The sequence below is a fragment of the Oerskovia enterophila genome, assembly GCF_044748475.1.
Classification (GTDB): Bacteria; Actinomycetota; Actinomycetes; order Actinomycetales; family Cellulomonadaceae; genus Oerskovia; species Oerskovia enterophila.
The window spans coordinates 175,143-190,143 of record NZ_JBIVFZ010000002.1; the positions used below are offsets into that span (position 1 = coordinate 175,143).

The 15,001-nt window shown below is 72.6% G+C and carries 12 protein-coding genes; 3 read left to right on the top strand and 9 right to left on the bottom strand.

The genetic code is table 11. The features are described 5' to 3' along the window. The gene (locus ACIPWA_RS05450) at positions 1 to 1,413 is read right to left on the bottom strand and encodes a CpaE/TadZ family protein (RefSeq protein ID WP_400288631.1); all 1,413 of its coding nucleotides are present in this window, start codon (positions 1,411 to 1,413) and stop codon (positions 1 to 3) included. After that, entirely contained in the window at positions 1,410 to 2,099 is a 690-nt protein-coding gene (locus ACIPWA_RS05455; RefSeq protein WP_400288632.1) for a hypothetical protein, read from the bottom strand. Before ACIPWA_RS05455 ends, ACIPWA_RS05450 begins: the two co-directional genes overlap by 4 nt. Before the next feature lie 210 nt (positions 2,100 to 2,309). Between ACIPWA_RS05455 and ACIPWA_RS05460 the strand changes: the two genes are divergently transcribed. Then, positions 2,310 to 2,525 (top strand): helix-turn-helix domain-containing protein, encoded by a 216-nt coding sequence (locus tag ACIPWA_RS05460; RefSeq protein WP_056646101.1) that lies wholly within the window; start codon positions 2,310 to 2,312, stop codon positions 2,523 to 2,525. Between the two features lie 123 nt (positions 2,526 to 2,648). Here the strand turns inward: ACIPWA_RS05460 and ACIPWA_RS05465 are convergent, their stop codons facing one another. Beyond that, entirely contained in the window at positions 2,649 to 3,185 is a 537-nt protein-coding gene (locus ACIPWA_RS05465; protein WP_400288633.1) for a hypothetical protein, read from the bottom strand. A 166-nt stretch (positions 3,186 to 3,351) separates the two neighbouring features. On the opposite strand from ACIPWA_RS05465, the gene ACIPWA_RS05470 reads away from it, so the two are divergent. Further along, on the top strand, positions 3,352 to 4,389 hold the full coding sequence (locus ACIPWA_RS05470; protein ID WP_400288636.1) for a LysM peptidoglycan-binding domain-containing protein: 1,038 nt from the start codon (positions 3,352 to 3,354) through the stop codon (positions 4,387 to 4,389). A 120-nt stretch (positions 4,390 to 4,509) separates the two neighbouring features. Then, the gene (locus ACIPWA_RS05475) at positions 4,510 to 5,028 is read left to right on the top strand and encodes an Rv3235 family protein (RefSeq protein WP_400288638.1); all 519 of its coding nucleotides are present in this window, start codon (positions 4,510 to 4,512) and stop codon (positions 5,026 to 5,028) included. Positions 5,029 to 5,058: 30 nt separating this feature from the next. On the opposite strand, the gene secA is transcribed toward ACIPWA_RS05475, so the two are convergent. The 6 genes from secA to mtrB form a co-directional block, all read right to left on the bottom strand. Next, complete coding sequence (secA, locus tag ACIPWA_RS05480) at positions 5,059 to 8,058, bottom strand: preprotein translocase subunit SecA (protein ID WP_400288640.1); 3,000 nt, start codon at positions 8,056 to 8,058, stop codon at positions 5,059 to 5,061. A 190-nt stretch (positions 8,059 to 8,248) separates the two neighbouring features. Next, complete coding sequence (locus ACIPWA_RS05485) at positions 8,249 to 9,526, bottom strand: winged helix-turn-helix domain-containing protein (protein ID WP_400288642.1); 1,278 nt, start codon at positions 9,524 to 9,526, stop codon at positions 8,249 to 8,251. A 139-nt stretch (positions 9,527 to 9,665) separates the two neighbouring features. Then, entirely contained in the window at positions 9,666 to 10,313 is a 648-nt protein-coding gene (hpf, locus tag ACIPWA_RS05490) for a ribosome hibernation-promoting factor, HPF/YfiA family (RefSeq protein WP_056646087.1), read from the bottom strand. A 220-nt stretch (positions 10,314 to 10,533) separates the two neighbouring features. After that, positions 10,534 to 11,442 (bottom strand): ComF family protein, encoded by a 909-nt coding sequence (locus tag ACIPWA_RS05495; protein WP_400288646.1) that lies wholly within the window; start codon positions 11,440 to 11,442, stop codon positions 10,534 to 10,536. Positions 11,443 to 11,543: 101 nt separating this feature from the next. Further along, positions 11,544 to 13,268: an LpqB family beta-propeller domain-containing protein gene (locus tag ACIPWA_RS05500; protein ID WP_400288648.1), complete on the bottom strand. Its 1,725-nt coding sequence runs from the start codon at positions 13,266 to 13,268 to the stop codon at positions 11,544 to 11,546. Continuing rightward, positions 13,265 to 15,001 carry an MtrAB system histidine kinase MtrB gene (gene mtrB, locus ACIPWA_RS05505; RefSeq protein ID WP_400288650.1) on the bottom strand — a complete coding sequence of 579 codons (1,737 nt, stop codon included), beginning with the start codon at positions 14,999 to 15,001 and terminating at the stop codon, positions 13,265 to 13,267. The genes ACIPWA_RS05500 and mtrB overlap by 4 nt, the downstream gene beginning before the upstream one ends.

The window sequence follows — 15,001 nt, forward strand, 5'->3', positions numbered from 1 at the left end:
TCAGTGTGCCGGTTCCGGGACGCGTTCGCGTGGTCCGCCCGGCGCGGGAGCCACCGGCACTGCTCCGAGCTCGGTCCGTACCCGTTGTGCCAGCGCCGCGATCGCACGCCGTACCGGCGCCTCGGGGGCGGACTCGGCGAGCGTCCGCCCCGCGAGCAGCACTGCGTCGAGCGTGGACCGGTCGTCGGGCAGCGCATGCAGGTCGGCGACTCCCCCGTACCGTCCGAGGGCGTCCCGGACGGCCGCCTCGGGGCGTGGCCCGGCGGCCGAGGCGCGGACCCTGTTCGCGACGACGATCTTCAGCGCACCGGCCGCCGCACCCGACTCGGCGAGCTCGGTGAGCCCCCGCACGAGCCGCTGGATCCCGACGGCGTCCGACCCGCCCACGACGAGCACGGCATCCGCCGCGGCGAGCGCGCTGAGCGTCGCGCCGTTGCGCTGGGGAGCCCGGGTGTCGTAGGTGAGGAGCTCGTCCTGCTCGATGCCGAACCCGCAGTCGATCACGGTCCAGTCCGCGAGCGCCCGACCGTGCTCCCAGACGACGTCGAGCGACGAGCCCGGGAGCTCGGGCCAGCGCGCGGCGCGGGCGATCCCGGTGAGCACACGCAGGTGCGGGACGACCTCGGGGGCGAGGCGGGCAAGACCCGCCAGATCGAGCGTGCCGTTCCCCGCACTGCGGGCCGCGGCGGCGATCCCGGACGACTCGTCGAGCAGCCCGAGGTGCTGGGCCACGGATCCGGCGTAGGTGTCCGCGTCGACCAGGAGCACGTCGTCGGGCCTGGATCCCGTGCCCGACGACGGTCCCTCCTTCCGACGTCCTCGTCCCCGGGACCTGCGTTCAGGTCCCAGTCCCGCCAGCTCTGCGGCGAGGTGCACCGCGACCGTGGTGCGCCCGGGGGCACCCGTGGGACCCCAGACGGCGAGCACCCGCCCTCGTCGAGACTCGACCGGCAACGCGGGCTCGTCGCCCGGCCGACCGGGGCCCCGCCCGGACGAGGGCGCCCCTGGCCCGTCGGAACGTCCTGCGCCGCCCCTGCGCCCCCGCGCCTCGTCGCGCACCGTCTCGACGAGCACCGAGGCGGGTGTGTCCTCATCGAGGACCACGTCGATCCCGATCGCCCGCAACCGGTCGGCGAGCCAGCTCTGCCTGTCGGCGAGGGCCACGACCCGCACCCCGTGCTCGTGCAGATGGGCCACGGCCTCCCGGTCGATGCCTGGCAGGTCGGCCGAGATCACCGCCGCGGTCCCGGCGCCCGCTCCCGCCGCTGCCAGGAGCTCGGTGAGGTCTGCGCAGCGGCGCGCGACCGAGACCCCCGAACCTGGCCGGGTCAGGGCCGTCACGATGATCGTCTCGCTGTCCCCGCGCACGGCGCACAGGACGGATGCCAGGGGCATGGTCGGTTCGAGGGTCATGACGCTCCTCCCGCGACGGGCACGACGGCGATCTCGCCCTCGGCCGCGAGAGCCCCCAGGACCTCGGGCAGCGAGTCGGTCGGGACGAGCACGTGCAGCGTCGTCGCGCCGCCGGTGACGAGGGTGCTCGACGCCTCCGCGACCTGCGCGACGACGACCTGGCCCACGAGCTCGTGCGGCGGCTCCGGCACCGGGGCGAGGTCCTTGCCGGTGCCACCGGCCCCTCTGGTGGTGTCCGGGTCCGGGACGAACCAGACGTCCACGAGGGCGCCGTCCGTGACCCGGTCCGACAACCCTCCGGTGACCGAGATCGCCACGGGACGGACCGCGAGCTCGGCCGCGTCACCGACGGCGCTGCGCGGGACGAGCTCTCCGTCCCCGACGACGCGCAGCGCCACGAGATCCTCGGGCACGGCCTCACCCGCGACGAAGTAGTCGTCCTCCTGCGCCCCGAGGCGCACCTCGACGGTCCGGAGAGCTCTCACGTCGAGCGTCTCGCCGGGCGTGAGCGGCCCTGCCGCGGCGTAGACCGCGACCGTCCGTCCCGCGGTGGACACGGCCCATGACCCGAGCGCCACGGACCCGGCCACGAGGACGATCCCGAGCACGAGTCGCGGGTCACGCCAGGTCGGCCTGCGCACGCGAGCCACCGTCGGGGTGGGCAGGCGGTCGATCGTGCTCGTCATGAGGATCCGTTTCGTCGGGTCGGTCCCAGGGTGGGCGGGGTCGGGCAAGGTCGGACGGTGCGGGTCGGCGCGTGCCACGACCCGCACCTCGAGCGGAGCCTGACGGCGTGCTCGTGCACATCATGGCCGCTGGGGCGTCGAGGTGGGAGGTGACCTCGGGGTGGCTGTGGACAACTCCGTCCATCTGGTGCCTCGTGGAAGAATGTCGCCATGGCACCGCGTTTCCTCACCCTCGCCGACGTGACGGAGGAGCTCAACATCTCCGCAGCACAGGCGTACGCCCTGGTCCGCAGCGGCGACCTGCCGGCGATCCAGGTCGGCGGGCGCGGACAGTGGCGAGTCGAGGCCACCGAGCTCGAGGGATACATCCAGCGCCTGTACCAGCAGACGCGCACGCGCATCGACGCCGGCGACTTCGAGGGCTGAGACGGTCGACCTCGTCGAGGTCGTCCCTCGACGAAGCTCGTCGTCCTGCGGCGCGTCTCCTCCGACCCGCGTCGCCGCCGATCCCCTCTCCCCCTGCTCCCCTGCATCCCCCTGCGCCGTCCCCTAGGTCTCGCTCACGCACACCAGCGCGGAGAACGGCACGAGCCGACCCGTGCGCGCCGCTCTGCCCGACTGCTCGTGGCTCAGCTCCTCGACGTCCAGGTGGTCCCTGCCGACCCGTGCGATCCGGCCGTCCACCTGCCCCGACCGGGTCCGGACGCGGACCGGTACGCGGTCGCGCATGAGTGCACGCAGCGCAGCGCCGAGCGACCTGCCCGCCTCAGTGCGAGACGTCGGCGCCACGGCGTGACGGGTCAGGCCGTGGATCGACGCGATCGCCGTCAGCGGCACGACGTGCTGGCGTGACCGCTCGGCCAGGAGGACCCATTCGGGGGCCACGTCCCGCACCTCTGCTGCGAGGCGGTGACCGTCGACCAGGTGAAGGTCGAGCAGGGCGCCCACGGCCGCACGCAGCCGGTCCGTCAGCAGGATCGTCCCCTGCTCCGCGCGGGTGAGCTCGGCGATGGTCTGCACCCCGTCAGCGGCCTCGGCAGCGTCGAGCTGCGCCGCGAGATCGGCGAACAAGAGGTCCCAGCGCACGCGCACACGCTAGCGCCTCCCCGGGGGGTTTCGTCCAGACCTGTCCGCGGTGCGAACTTCCTCTGGACAGGGCAAGCGGGATCGAGTTTGATGTAACGAGATCAAACGCGATCAAACGCGATGATGGTCGTGCATGCACGGAAGTCACCGTCTTCAGGGGGAAGCAATGGCGCAACAGGTTCAGCACGGGCGGGACGACGAGCACGGTCGACGTGCACCACGGCTCGCAGCGCTCGTCGTCGTCTCGATGGCGACCGGGCTCGCTGCAGCCCTGCTCGCCGCACGGGGAGGCCGCATCGCCCAGTCCTTGCCGACGCCACGCGTCGAGGTGCACCTCGAGATCCTCGTGCTCGCCGTCGGCGCGGTGCTCGCCGCGTGGGTCGCCCTGACCTCGGCCCTGGCCCTCGTCTGCGTGGTCGCCCAGGCCCTCGGGCGACGATGGGCCACGGGCGAGCGTCTCGTGCTGCGCCATGCACCTGCGGCGGTCCGTCGACTGGCCAGCATCGGCGTCTCGCTCTCGGTCGGAGCCGGGCTGGCCCTGGGGGGCGGCGCCGCGCAGGCCGCCGAGCTGCCGCCCGTACCGGAGGGCAGCACGAACGGATCCCTCGTCGTCGACCTGGGCTGGCAGCCCACCCCGCAGACCGACAGCTCGGTCGACGATGCGGGACACATGCCCGCCGTGGGCCCAGCCGCCGGCCCCTCCGCGAGCGATCCCCTGGCCGTGCCGGCACCTTCGTCCGGTCCCGCCCCCACCGGGGCCGCCCCCCGGTCCCCCTCACCGACGTCCGGACCGTCCGCCGAGCCGACTCCCCACGCCGCAGCGCAGGCGCCTGCATCGACCACCCCGGTCCCGACGGTCAGGGAACCACCGCCGGCCGACTCGCCCGAGGAGCCGGAACACAGCACGCCACGTCCCGCACACGTCCCTCTCGGCACGCTGCTCGGTTCACCAGCGCGGGCCGCGACCCCTTCGCCGGCCACTGCGCCGGATCCCGCCGCGCCCGCACCTTCGGTCGTGGAGATCGTGGTGCTCCGCGGCGACACCCTGTGGTCGCTCGCAGAGCGGCGCCTGGGCAGCGAGGCCTCGGACGCCCAGGTGGCCGCCGAGTGTCGGCGGTGGTTCGACGCCAACCGGGACGTCATCGGTGACGATCCCGACCTCATCAAGCCTGGCCAGATCCTCAGCGCACCCCCGTCCCCCTGATCTCGCCCCGGGGCGACCGCCTCGGCAGACCTCCCGAGCCGGCCACCCGGTCGGTTCAGCATCTCGTCACCGGCGCCCGCACGAGCGGCCCGGTCCCCTGCCGCACCCCGAAGGAGCACCATGTCGATCTCCACGGAGCACCCAGCCGTCCGTTCCGGCGCTGCCCCGCGTCACGAGTCCGTCGCGACCCTGCCGCGGGCCGCCCGCCGATCGGTACGCGTCCTGACGTTCGGCGGCCCACCCCAGTTCCCGCACTCCGAGGACCTGGCGGAGAGCGGGCGGCCCGTGGTCACCGCGACGGAGACAGTCCTGCCGGACCCGACCTCGCTCTGCTGCTCGGTCGTGCGCGCCGCGGTCGAGGTCCTGCGAGGCGAGCGGCCTGTCGCACAGCTCCAGCGCTGGCTCGCCCCCGACGTGTTCGACGCGATCGGTCGCCGCGCCCAGCTCGCGCAGGACGCGCCGGACCGCGTCGCCGCCTCCCGTCCCGTGGCGATCCGTCGGGCCCGGCTGCTGCGACTCGGCGACGCGGCCGCCGAGGCCACGATCGTCCTGGAGGACATGGACAGAGTACGAGCGGCGGCCGTCCGACTCGAGGCCCGGCGCGGCGTGTGGCGCGTCGTGGTCCTCGAGATCGGCTGACCGCCGCTCGCAGTGCTCCTCGGGCGAGGACTACTCCTCTTCGTTCAACCCGTGGCAGAGCTTGTACTTCTTGCCCGAGCCGCAGGGGCACTTGGCGTTGCGGGGCGTGCCGGGGAACGTGCGCCCGTCACCCTCGACCGCGGTCGCCTCGCCGTGCAGGGCGCGGCGAGCGCGGCGCGAGCCGTCGCCCGAGACCACGGCCTGGCCCGAGCCGTCGTCCGACGGCGCCGAGTACTGCAGCGGGATCTGCTCGCCCGGGCCGTCGAGGCCCTTCGCGATGAGCGTGGGCTCTGCCTTCGGCGCAGGAGCCTCGGTGGCCGCAGGGGCGTCCTCGACGGGCGCGTCCACGACCTCCTCGGCGACCGGCTCGTCCTGCACGGCCTGGGCCTCAGCAGCGGCCTTCGCGGCGGCGGCCGCCGCCACGGCAGCACCTGCGGCCGCAGCCCCGGCCGTCCCGCCGAACGCCTGACCCGCAGCCGACTGCGCGGCCGCAGCGGCAGACAACGGGTTGACCGCGGGCGTGGTGGGCTCGGCGACCTTGACCTCGAGGTTGAAGAGGAAGCCGACCGACTCCTCCTTGATGGCCTCGGTCATGGCCTGGAAGAGCTGGAAGCCCTCGCGCTGGTACTCGACGAGCGGGTCGCGCTGCGCCATGGCGCGCAGGCCGATGCCCTCCTTGAGGTAGTCCATCTCGTAGAGGTGCTCACGCCACTTGCGGTCCAGCACCGAGAGCACCACGCGGCGCTCGAGCTGACGCATGTTGGAGCTCCCGAGCGACGCCTCACGGTCCTGGTAGGCCACGCGTGCGTCGGACAGGATCTCCTCGAGGATCAGCTCACGCGTCAGGCGCGTGGCTCCCCCGGCCTGCTCGACGACCTCGTCCACCTCGATCGAGACCGGGTAGACCGCGCGCAGCGCCGTCCACAGACCCTCGAGGTCCCAGTGCTCCGGGTTGCCCTCAGACGTTGCGCCGTCGACGTACGCCGTGACGACGTCGGTGATGAAGTGCTGGATCTGCTCCTGCATGTCCTCGCCCTCGAGGACGCGGCGACGCTCGTCGTAGATGACGGTGCGCTGACGCGAGAGGACGTCGTCGTACTTGAGGACGTTCTTGCGGATCTCGAAGTTGCGCGCCTCGACCTGGCCCTGCGCGCTCGCGATGCCGCGCGTGACGATCTTGGACTCGAGGGGCACGTCGTCCGGGAAGCCCGCACGGTTCATCATGGACTCGGCGAGGCTCGAGTTGAACAGACGCATCAGGTCGTCCTGCATCGACAGGTAGAACCGGGACTCGCCCGGGTCGCCCTGACGGCCGGAACGACCACGCAGCTGGTTGTCGATGCGACGCGACTCGTGGCGCTCGGTGCCGAGCACGTACAGCCCGCCGAGCTCCTTGACCTCGTCGTGCTCAGCGGCCACCGCGGCCTTGGCACGCTCGACGGCCTCGGGCCAGGCGGCCTCGTACTCGTCCGGGTTCTCCGTGGCGTCGAGCCCACGGGCCGCGAGGTCAGCGACGGCCATGAACTCGGCGTTGCCACCGAGCATGATGTCCGTCCCACGACCGGCCATGTTGGTCGCGACCGTGACCGAGCCCTTGCGGCCGGCCTGCGCGACGATCGCGGCCTCACGCTCGTGCTGCTTGGCGTTGAGGACCTCGTGCGGGACGCCCTGCTTCTTGAGCTTGGACGAGAGCAGCTCGGACTTCTCGACGCTCGTGGTGCCCACCAGGACCGGCTGCCCCTCGGCGTGGCGCTCGACGATGTCCGCGACGACTGCGTCGAACTTGCCCTCCTCGTTCTTGTAGACGAGGTCCGGCTGGTCCACGCGCTGCATCTTGCGGTTCGTGGGGATGGGGACGACACCCAGCTTGTACGTGCCCTGGAACTCGGCGGCCTCGGTGTCGGCCGTACCGGTCATTCCCGAGATCTTGTCGTACAGGCGGAAGTAGTTCTGGAGCGTGATCGTGGCGAGCGTCTGGTTCTCCGCCTTGATCTGCACGCCCTCCTTGGCCTCGATGGCCTGGTGCATGCCCTCGTTGTAGCGGCGGCCCGCGAGGATGCGGCCCGTGTGCTCGTCGACGATCATGACCTCGCCGTTGAGGACGACGTAGTCCTTGTCGCGCTTGAAGAGCTCCTTGGCCTTGATCGCGTTGTTGAGGAACCCGATGAGCGGCGTGTTGAGCGACTCGTACAGGTTGTCGATGCCGAGGTAGTCCTCGACCTTCGCGATGCCGGGCTCGAGCACACCGATGGTGCGCTTCTTCTCGTCGACCTCGTAGTCGGTCTCAGGGTTCAGGCGGCGGACCACCTTGGAGAACTCGCCGTACCAGCGGTTCGCGTCGCCCGACGCAGGACCCGAGATGATGAGCGGCGTGCGCGCCTCGTCGATGAGGATCGAGTCGACCTCGTCGACGATCGCGTAGTTGTGGCCGCGCTGCACCAGGTCGTCGGTGCTCCACGCCATGTTGTCGCGCAGGTAGTCGAAGCCGAACTCGTTGTTCGTCCCGTACGTGATGTCCGCGGCGTACTGCTCGCGGCGGACCGCCGGGGTCTGCCCCGAGATGATGCAGCCGGTCGTGAGGCCGAGGGCGCGGAACACGCGGCCCATCAGGTCGCTCTGGTACTTGGCGAGGTAGTCGTTGACCGTGACGACGTGGACGCCCTTGCCGGACAGCGCGTTGAGGTACGCCGGGAACGTCCCGACGAGGGTCTTGCCCTCACCGGTCTTCATCTCCGCGATGTTGCCCATGTGCAGGGCGGCGCCACCCATGAGCTGCACGTCGTACGCGCGCTGACCCAGGGTGCGGCGAGCCGCCTCGCGGACGGCGGCGAAGGCCTCGGGGAGCAGCTCGTCGAGCGTCGCCCCGTTCGCGATCCGCTCCTTGAAGCGGTCCGTCTCCTCGCGCAGCTCCTCGTCACTGAGGTCCTCGAAGCTGGGCTCCAGCTTGTTGACCTGCTCAGCCAGGCCGGACAACTTCTTCAGGATCCGGCCCTCGCCGAAGCGCAGGACCTTCTCGAGGATCGCAGGCACGCAGTACTCCCGTATCGATCGCGCCCCCGGGCCGGACGGTCCGGGGCGAATGCGAGGCGACCACCGTTCGGCAGTCGGCTGGATCACACCACAGACCATCGTAGGCGAGTCCCGAGCGTGGTAGGGCTTCTGTCCGGCGATGGGGGTTTCGCTCTGCGGCGAAACCCGCCGCGCGGGCCGCCCGGGACGCCTACCCCGCGGCGCCCTGCACGGGGGCAGCGGCGAGCTCGGCGGCGAGCGCGGGGGCGAGGTCCCCCACGGGCCCGACGGCGACGCTCGCCATCCCCAGCCAGCCCGCCATGAGACGGAGCTCGGCCGCGAGCGCCGGGGCGGTCTCCGTGTCCGAGTACTCCTCGCGGTGGGCCGCGAGGACCCGCAGGACGCCCGCGCGGCGGTCCGCCTTGAGGTCCACCTTGGCCGTGATGCGGTCCCCCTGGAGGAACGGCAGGACGTAGTAGCCGTGGACCCGCTTGGCCGCGGGCACGTAGATCTCGATGCGGTAGCGGGTCCCGAACAGCTGCTCGAGCCGCGTGCGCTCGAACACGAGCGGGTCGAACGGGCTGAGCAGCGCGCGCCCCTGGGCCCGGCGCGGGAGCACGGCGTCTCGGTGGAGATACGTGGTCTCGTCCCAGCCTCGTACCTCGACGGGCCGGAGCACGCCGTCCTCGACGAGCTCGTCGAGCGCGCGACGTGGGGCCGGCCCCTTGAGCCGGAAGTAGTCGCGGAAGCAGCGCAGCGTCCCGACCCCGTGCGCCCTGGCCCCGATCTCCAGCAGCCGGCGGACCGCGTCCCGGTCGCTCACGGGCGGGGCCGCGACGACCGCGGGGGGCAGGACGCGTTCGGTCAGGTCGTAGCAGCGCTCGAACGCCGCGTTGCGGCGCGCGGCCGTGATCTCGCCCGTGAAGAAGAGGAACTCGAGGGCCCGCTTGGCGAGCGACCAGTTCCAGCCCCACTCGGTCGTGGTGCGCGCCTCGCCCATGCCCTGCGCCTCGAGCAGCTCGTGGACCTCGCCGGCCGTGATCGGGCCACGCTCCGCGACGATCCCCCGGACGTGCTCGACCACCGCGGAGTGCGACAGCTCGACACCGCTGATGGCCCCCCACGCCTCGGTCCGGTAGGCGCGCTGGCGCCACTCGAGGAGACGGTAGGTCTCGGGCGGTACGTACGAGGCCACGTGCCCCCAGTACTCCACGAGCCGACGCGGCGCCCGGCCCGCCGCGCGGTCGAGCAGGCTCACGTCGTAGGGACCGAGCCGTGAGTAGAGCGGGACCAGGTGCGCCCGGGCCAGGACGTTGACTGAGTCGATCTGGAGCAGCCCCAGGCGGTCCACGGTGCGCTGGACGTGCCGCAGCGTGACCTGCCGGGGCGCCGCGCCGTCGTCGGGCCGGGGGGCGTGCAGACCCTGCGCGGCGAGCGCGACGCGGCGAGCCTGGGCGAGCGACATGGTCTCGGTCTTCACCCGACCCATCCTGCCCGTCCCCCCTGACACGCGCCGCGCCACACCGCGCGGGCCACGCCGTGCAGGGTGCACGCCGACGGGGTGGCGCCGCCTGGTCGGCGACGCCACCCCGTCGGGTCGGTCCTAGGTCACGTGGACCTCACGGTGCTCACCCCTGGTCGGGGGATCCCTTCATGCCACCCGCGCAGGCCGTGTCGAGCGCGATGACCCCGTAGCTCCAGCCCCTGCGCCGGTAGGCGACCGAGGGGCGGGCGGTCTCGACGTCGACGAAGAGGTAGAAGTCGTGGCCCACCATCTCCATCTCGTAGAGGGCGTCGTCGATCGTCATGGGCTCGGCGGAGTGGAGCTTCTGACGGATCACGACGGGCGAGTCGCCGAGCTGGGTCTCGACCGCTTCGCCCGGCACGCCGGGGTGCGCGACGACCGGCTCCGGCTGCTTGTCCTCCGGGATGAACGGGCGGACGTCGACGGGCGGCTGCGGGTTGTTGTTGCGGTGGTCCTTGCGGCGGTCGCTGACACGCCGCAGCCTCTCCTGGAGCTTGTTCATGGCCAGGTCGAGTGCCCCGAACCGGTCGTCTGCTGCCGCCTCGGCGCGGACGACGGGTCCCTTGGCGCGGACGGTCAGCTCGACCCTCTCGCGTACCTCGGACAGTCGGGGGTTGTTCTCGTGGGTGACCTCGACGTCGATCCGCTGGGCGGTCGGTGCGAGCTGCTCGAACTTCGCGAGCTTTTCTTCCACGTGTCGGCGGAAGCGGTCAGCCACTTCCGTGTGCCTGCCGACGACAACGATCTCCATGTGAGCCTCCGCAAAGGGTCTCGGACGCTCCCGTTACTCCAGAGCGTCCCGTGTGGTCCTGGGTCTGGCTCCCCCGAGGGGGATCCGGAGTACCTATCACCTCCCTGCCCGAAGACCTAGCCTCGGGCCTGTCGCTCTGTGGCCGCACGGGTCTCGTTACCAACCGTTCCCCGTGACGACTGGACCCCAGGTTAACCCCCCTGCGAGGTAAAGGCAGCATCTACGTGAGATGAACTTCGTGGGCCGCGGAACCCTGCCGCGGAGGGGGTGTCGCGGCCACCACGAAGGCCCCCAGGACGTGCGCTCCGAGCCCTGCCAGGGCCCGCTCGCAGGCCGCGAGCGTGGCGCCCGTGGTGAGCACGTCGTCGACCAGGAGGCATGCGGCTCCCGCGAGCGACGGGCCCGGCGAGGCGCCTCGCCGGGGCGCACGGACCGTCGTCAACCGCTCTCCGCGACCTCGTGACCCCCGCCCCACCTGGTCGTGCCCGCGTTGCGTCAGCAGCCGTACGGGCGTCGCCTCGACGCCTGCCGCACAGAGCCCCTGCGCGAGCGCGCGGGCCAGCGACAGGACGGGTTCTCGTCCCCGTGCGCGCCGTGCTGCGGCGGTCGAGGGCGCGGGCACCACGAGCACGGGGTCCCGGCCCCTCCCGGCACGGGCCCTGGCCTCTCCGCGCCCGACGGCGGCCCGCACTCCGGGCGCCAGGGCCACCCCAGCCCGGCGCGCCGCGGCGTCGAGCACCCCCGTGAGGTCGACCCGGCCCTTGTCCTTCCACGCCACGACCACGTCCCGCAGCGGGCCCGCGTACGGCGCGCAGGCCCACACGGGCAGCGGGGCCCGGCCGTCGAGCCGGTCGAGCCGAGGGGCGTCCCGCTCGCGGCGGGTCGGGGCGCCGTCGAGCAGCCCGGCGCACGCCGGGCACAGGGCGAGGTCCCGCATACCGCAGCCCGGGCACTCGATCGGGACGACGAGCCGGGTCAGCGAGGCCGATGCGCCCGCGAGCGCGGCGACGAGGGGGCGCGCCCCCCCCGCAGCCGTGACGGGCGTGACCGGTGCGCGCCGACCACGCCCGGTGCCCGGCGGGGGCGGCGGGTCGTCCGGGGACCGGGAGGGCTGCACGGAGAAGAGCACGGCCGGAGCCTGTCACGGCCCGCCGCACACCGGGCGAGGGCGGGCCCGTCCTGTGGACACGTGGCCCGTCCCCGTGCCTGTGAACGGGCAGGACCGTCGGGTCAGCCCGGGAACGCCGGCAGAGCGACTCCCTCGATCCGCTTCTCCCACACGGCGCCGGACCTGCTGCGCCCGAACAGCGTGCCGTCCTCGGTCAGGACCTGGACCGTCCGTTCCCCGTCGCCCGCACTGATCGCCGTCGCTCCCGCGACCGGGGACAGTCGGGTCGTGTCTCCCCCGACCGTGACGAGGTGGACCGCCGGAGACCTCTCGGCCTCGTCGGTACCCAGGACCGCGAGCAGCGTCTCGTCGGCCCACACCACCTGCGAGGCCGACCTGATCGGCGCCCCGACCCGGAAGGGCTCCGACAACGCGGTCGGTACGTCCTTCTCGTCGCGCACGATTCCCGCGACGTCGACGCGCGTGGCTCCCAGGGCGTCCGAGCTGACCACTGCGATCCGCGCCCCGTCGTGTGCCACCCGGATGGACTGGACCGAGCGACCGGCGAGCCACGGGACGGCGACCTCGACCGGCGTGCCGGGGTCTGTCAGGTCCGACCGCACGACCTGCAGCGCTCCCGCCTGCGCGCGCGGACCGGACCAGACGCCACCCAGCCGGTCGACGCTCGGAGCGAGCAGATCGGTGCCGGTCAGGAGGGGCGCGCCCGGTAGGTTCTTGGTCGGCAGGCGCAGCAGGCTGTCCGATCCGTCCCGGACGACGACCGTCCGGGCGTTGGCGCCCTGAGCGAGCGCGGTCGCGTCGATGCCCTCGAGCGAGACGGCGGGCGCCAGCGGCACCAGGTCGTCGGCCCCCGTCTCGAGCGTCAGGACCTGACCCTCGGCCGCGACGATCTCGCTGCCCACGGCGGCGGCCTTGGCCAGCACCGGGCCGCCTGCGGGCGTGCTGAGCAGGTCCTCGCCCCGGTAGAGGTTGACCGTCAGCGGCACCGCGTCGAAGAGCGTCGCCTCGAGCTGGGCCCTGAGCAGCGCACGATCCTCGGGGGAAGCGAGCGAGATCGCGTCCGTCAGGCGCACGTCGACGACGCCCCCCTCGTTCGTGACCGCGTCGATGCTCAGGCGCGTCCCCTCGGGGACGACGACGTCCGTCGACCCCCGGAGCCACTCGACGGGGCCGATCAACGTCTCGTCCACCGCGTTGGTCTGCCAGGTCCGGTTGGGGAACCACCGCTCGTCGGGGACCAGGACCTCACGGTCGGCCGAGGGGAAGTAGAGGCGGGTCGACCTGAAGGCTGCCAGGAAGCTGGCCTGAGACAGCAGCAACCCGTCCGCGGCCGTCTCGATCCTCCACTGCCCGTCCCCCTGACGCACGAGCCCGAACGAGACGACCGTGGTGACCGGCACGTCCTCGGTGTACACGCCGCGCTTGTCGAGCGCCCCGACGACCGACGCGCTGCCCGTGACCGTGACCGCGCCGGTCTGCATCGCCTCCTCGTCGTACGTCAGGTCGAGGTCCCCGTCGAAGACCAGCACCTGCGTCTTCCAGTCCCAGTCGTCCGACGTGAGGAACTCCTGCGCGACGTCGAAGTCGCCGGCCGGGCCGGCTGCCTGCGCGGTCAGGAAGCCCGACACGATGCCCTTCGGGTCGTCTCCGGCCGCGGGACCCCGCGCCCGCAGACCGGGAGCGTTGAAGCCCTGCACCACGGTGTCCCCCTGGATCACGGGACCGGACGTGGGGATCGCCGCGCAGCCCGAGAGCGCGACAGCCGCCACGACGAGGCTCGCTGCCCGCGCGATCCAGCGACGTCGTCGTTCCACGGTGCTCGTCACGGTCGCTCCTCGTCGGCGGTGTGGTCGGACGCCGCTCGGAGCGCCCCCTGGCGTCCGGCGACCAAGGGCTCGTCCGGAAGGACGGGCAGCGCCGACGGGCTCGTGGTGCCCTCGGCCGGGTCCTCGACCTGACCGACCGGACCCGTCGCCGGGCCGAGCCCACGCATGCGGGTCGGCTCCTCCGGGACGAGCGGCAGCGGGGAGGACGCGAGGTGGATCCCGGCCCGGAGCGGGAGCGTGAGCCGGAACGCAGCACCCCGACCCGGGCGGCCCCACACCTCGAGCCACCCGCCGTGCAGGTGGGCGTCCTCGAGCGAGATCGCCAGGCCCAGCCCGGTCCCGCCGGTCGTGCGAGCACGCGCCGGGTCGGCCCGCCAGAAGCGGTCGAACACGTGCATCGCCTCGTCCTCGGTCATCCCCACGCCGTGGTCACGGACGACGATCGCGACCGCGTGACGGTCCTGCGCGACCGTGATCTCGACGGGTCGCTCCTCGGCGTGCTCGATCGCGTTGACCACGAGGTTGCGCACGATCCGCTCGACCCGGCGCGGGTCGACGTCCGCGATCGCGGGCTCGTCCGGGAAGTGCACCGACATCCACACGCCCTTGCGCTCGGCGAGCGGAGCCGCGAGGTCGACCGCCGCGTTGACGACGTCTCGCACGTCGCGCCGCTCGGCGTCCAGCTGCGCGGCCCCCGCGTCGAACCGGCTGATCTCGAGGAGGTCCGCCAGGAGGTCCTCGAACCTGTCGAGCTGGGTCTGGAGGAGCTCGGCAGACCGCTTGGACGCGGGGTCGAACTCGTCGCGCGAGGCGTGCAGGACCTCACCCGCCATGCGGATCGTCGTGAGCGGCGTGCGCAGCTCGTGCGACACGTCCGACACGAAGCGCCGCTGGAGCAGCGACAGCTCCTCCATCCGACCGATCTGGAGCTGCAGGCTCTCGGCCATCTCGTTGAACGAGCGCGCGAGCGTCGCGAGCTCGTCGTGGCCCTTCACCGGCAGACGCTCGTTCAGGTGCCCGTCGGCGAGCCGTTCGGCCACGCTCGCGGCGTTGCGGACCGGCTGGACCGCCTGGCGGGTCACGACCCAGGTGATGAGCACCAGGATCCCCACCATGAAGGCCGCCCCGAGCGCGAGCGTCCCCTGGAGGAAGGACAGCGTCTCCTGCTCGGGCGCGAGCGAGTAGAGGAAGTAGAGCTCGTAGGTCCCGACCGTGGGGACCTGGACCTTGGAGCCCACGAGCACCCCGGGGTCCACGGGCGAGCTCGGGTCGGACGGGTCCCGCGGGATCGCGACCGACTGGAGCTCGCGACCGTCGCTCTCGAGGACCGCGTCGCGCAGCTCGTCCGAGACCAGGCTCGTCAGCTGGTTGTCGGTGCTGACGTCGTTGAGGCGTGAGGTGGCCCCCTCGGGCCGCATGAGGAAGATCTTGCGGTCGGGGCTGCCGCTCGTGCGCAGGGTGTTGTGGACGTCGAGCAGGAGCGTCTGGAGCTCGGAGTCCTTGGTCTTGGACAGCGACGCCGTGAACAGGCTCTGCGCCTGCTGGATCGAGTTCGCGCTCTCGACGTTGATCTGCTCGAGCCGTTGCTCGAACAGGCCGTCACGCATGGTGCTCGACAGGTAGGCGCCGAGGGCCGCGACCGTGACCGCACCCACGACGAGAGCGGTCCCGACGACGCGCAGCTGCATCGACGACCGGGCGCGCCAGGTGAGCCGACCGACCGTGGCGCGCAC

Bases quoted from the DNA above. Each gene is read 5' to 3' on its own strand.
- ACIPWA_RS05450 (WP_400288631.1), bottom strand. From the start codon at position 1,413: ATGACCCTCGAACCGACCATGCCCCTGGCATCCGTCCTGTGCGCCGTG.
- ACIPWA_RS05455 (WP_400288632.1), bottom strand. From the start codon at position 2,099: ATGACGAGCACGATCGACCGCCTGCCCACCCCGACGGTGGCTCGCGTG.
- ACIPWA_RS05460 (WP_056646101.1), top strand. From the start codon at position 2,310: ATGGCACCGCGTTTCCTCACCCTCGCCGACGTGACGGAGGAGCTCAAC.
- ACIPWA_RS05470 (WP_400288636.1), top strand. From the start codon at position 3,352: ATGGCGCAACAGGTTCAGCACGGGCGGGACGACGAGCACGGTCGACGT.
- ACIPWA_RS05475 (WP_400288638.1), top strand. From the start codon at position 4,510: ATGTCGATCTCCACGGAGCACCCAGCCGTCCGTTCCGGCGCTGCCCCG.
- ACIPWA_RS05485 (WP_400288642.1), bottom strand. From the start codon at position 9,526: ATGGGTCGGGTGAAGACCGAGACCATGTCGCTCGCCCAGGCTCGCCGC.
- hpf (WP_056646087.1), bottom strand. From the start codon at position 10,313: ATGGAGATCGTTGTCGTCGGCAGGCACACGGAAGTGGCTGACCGCTTC.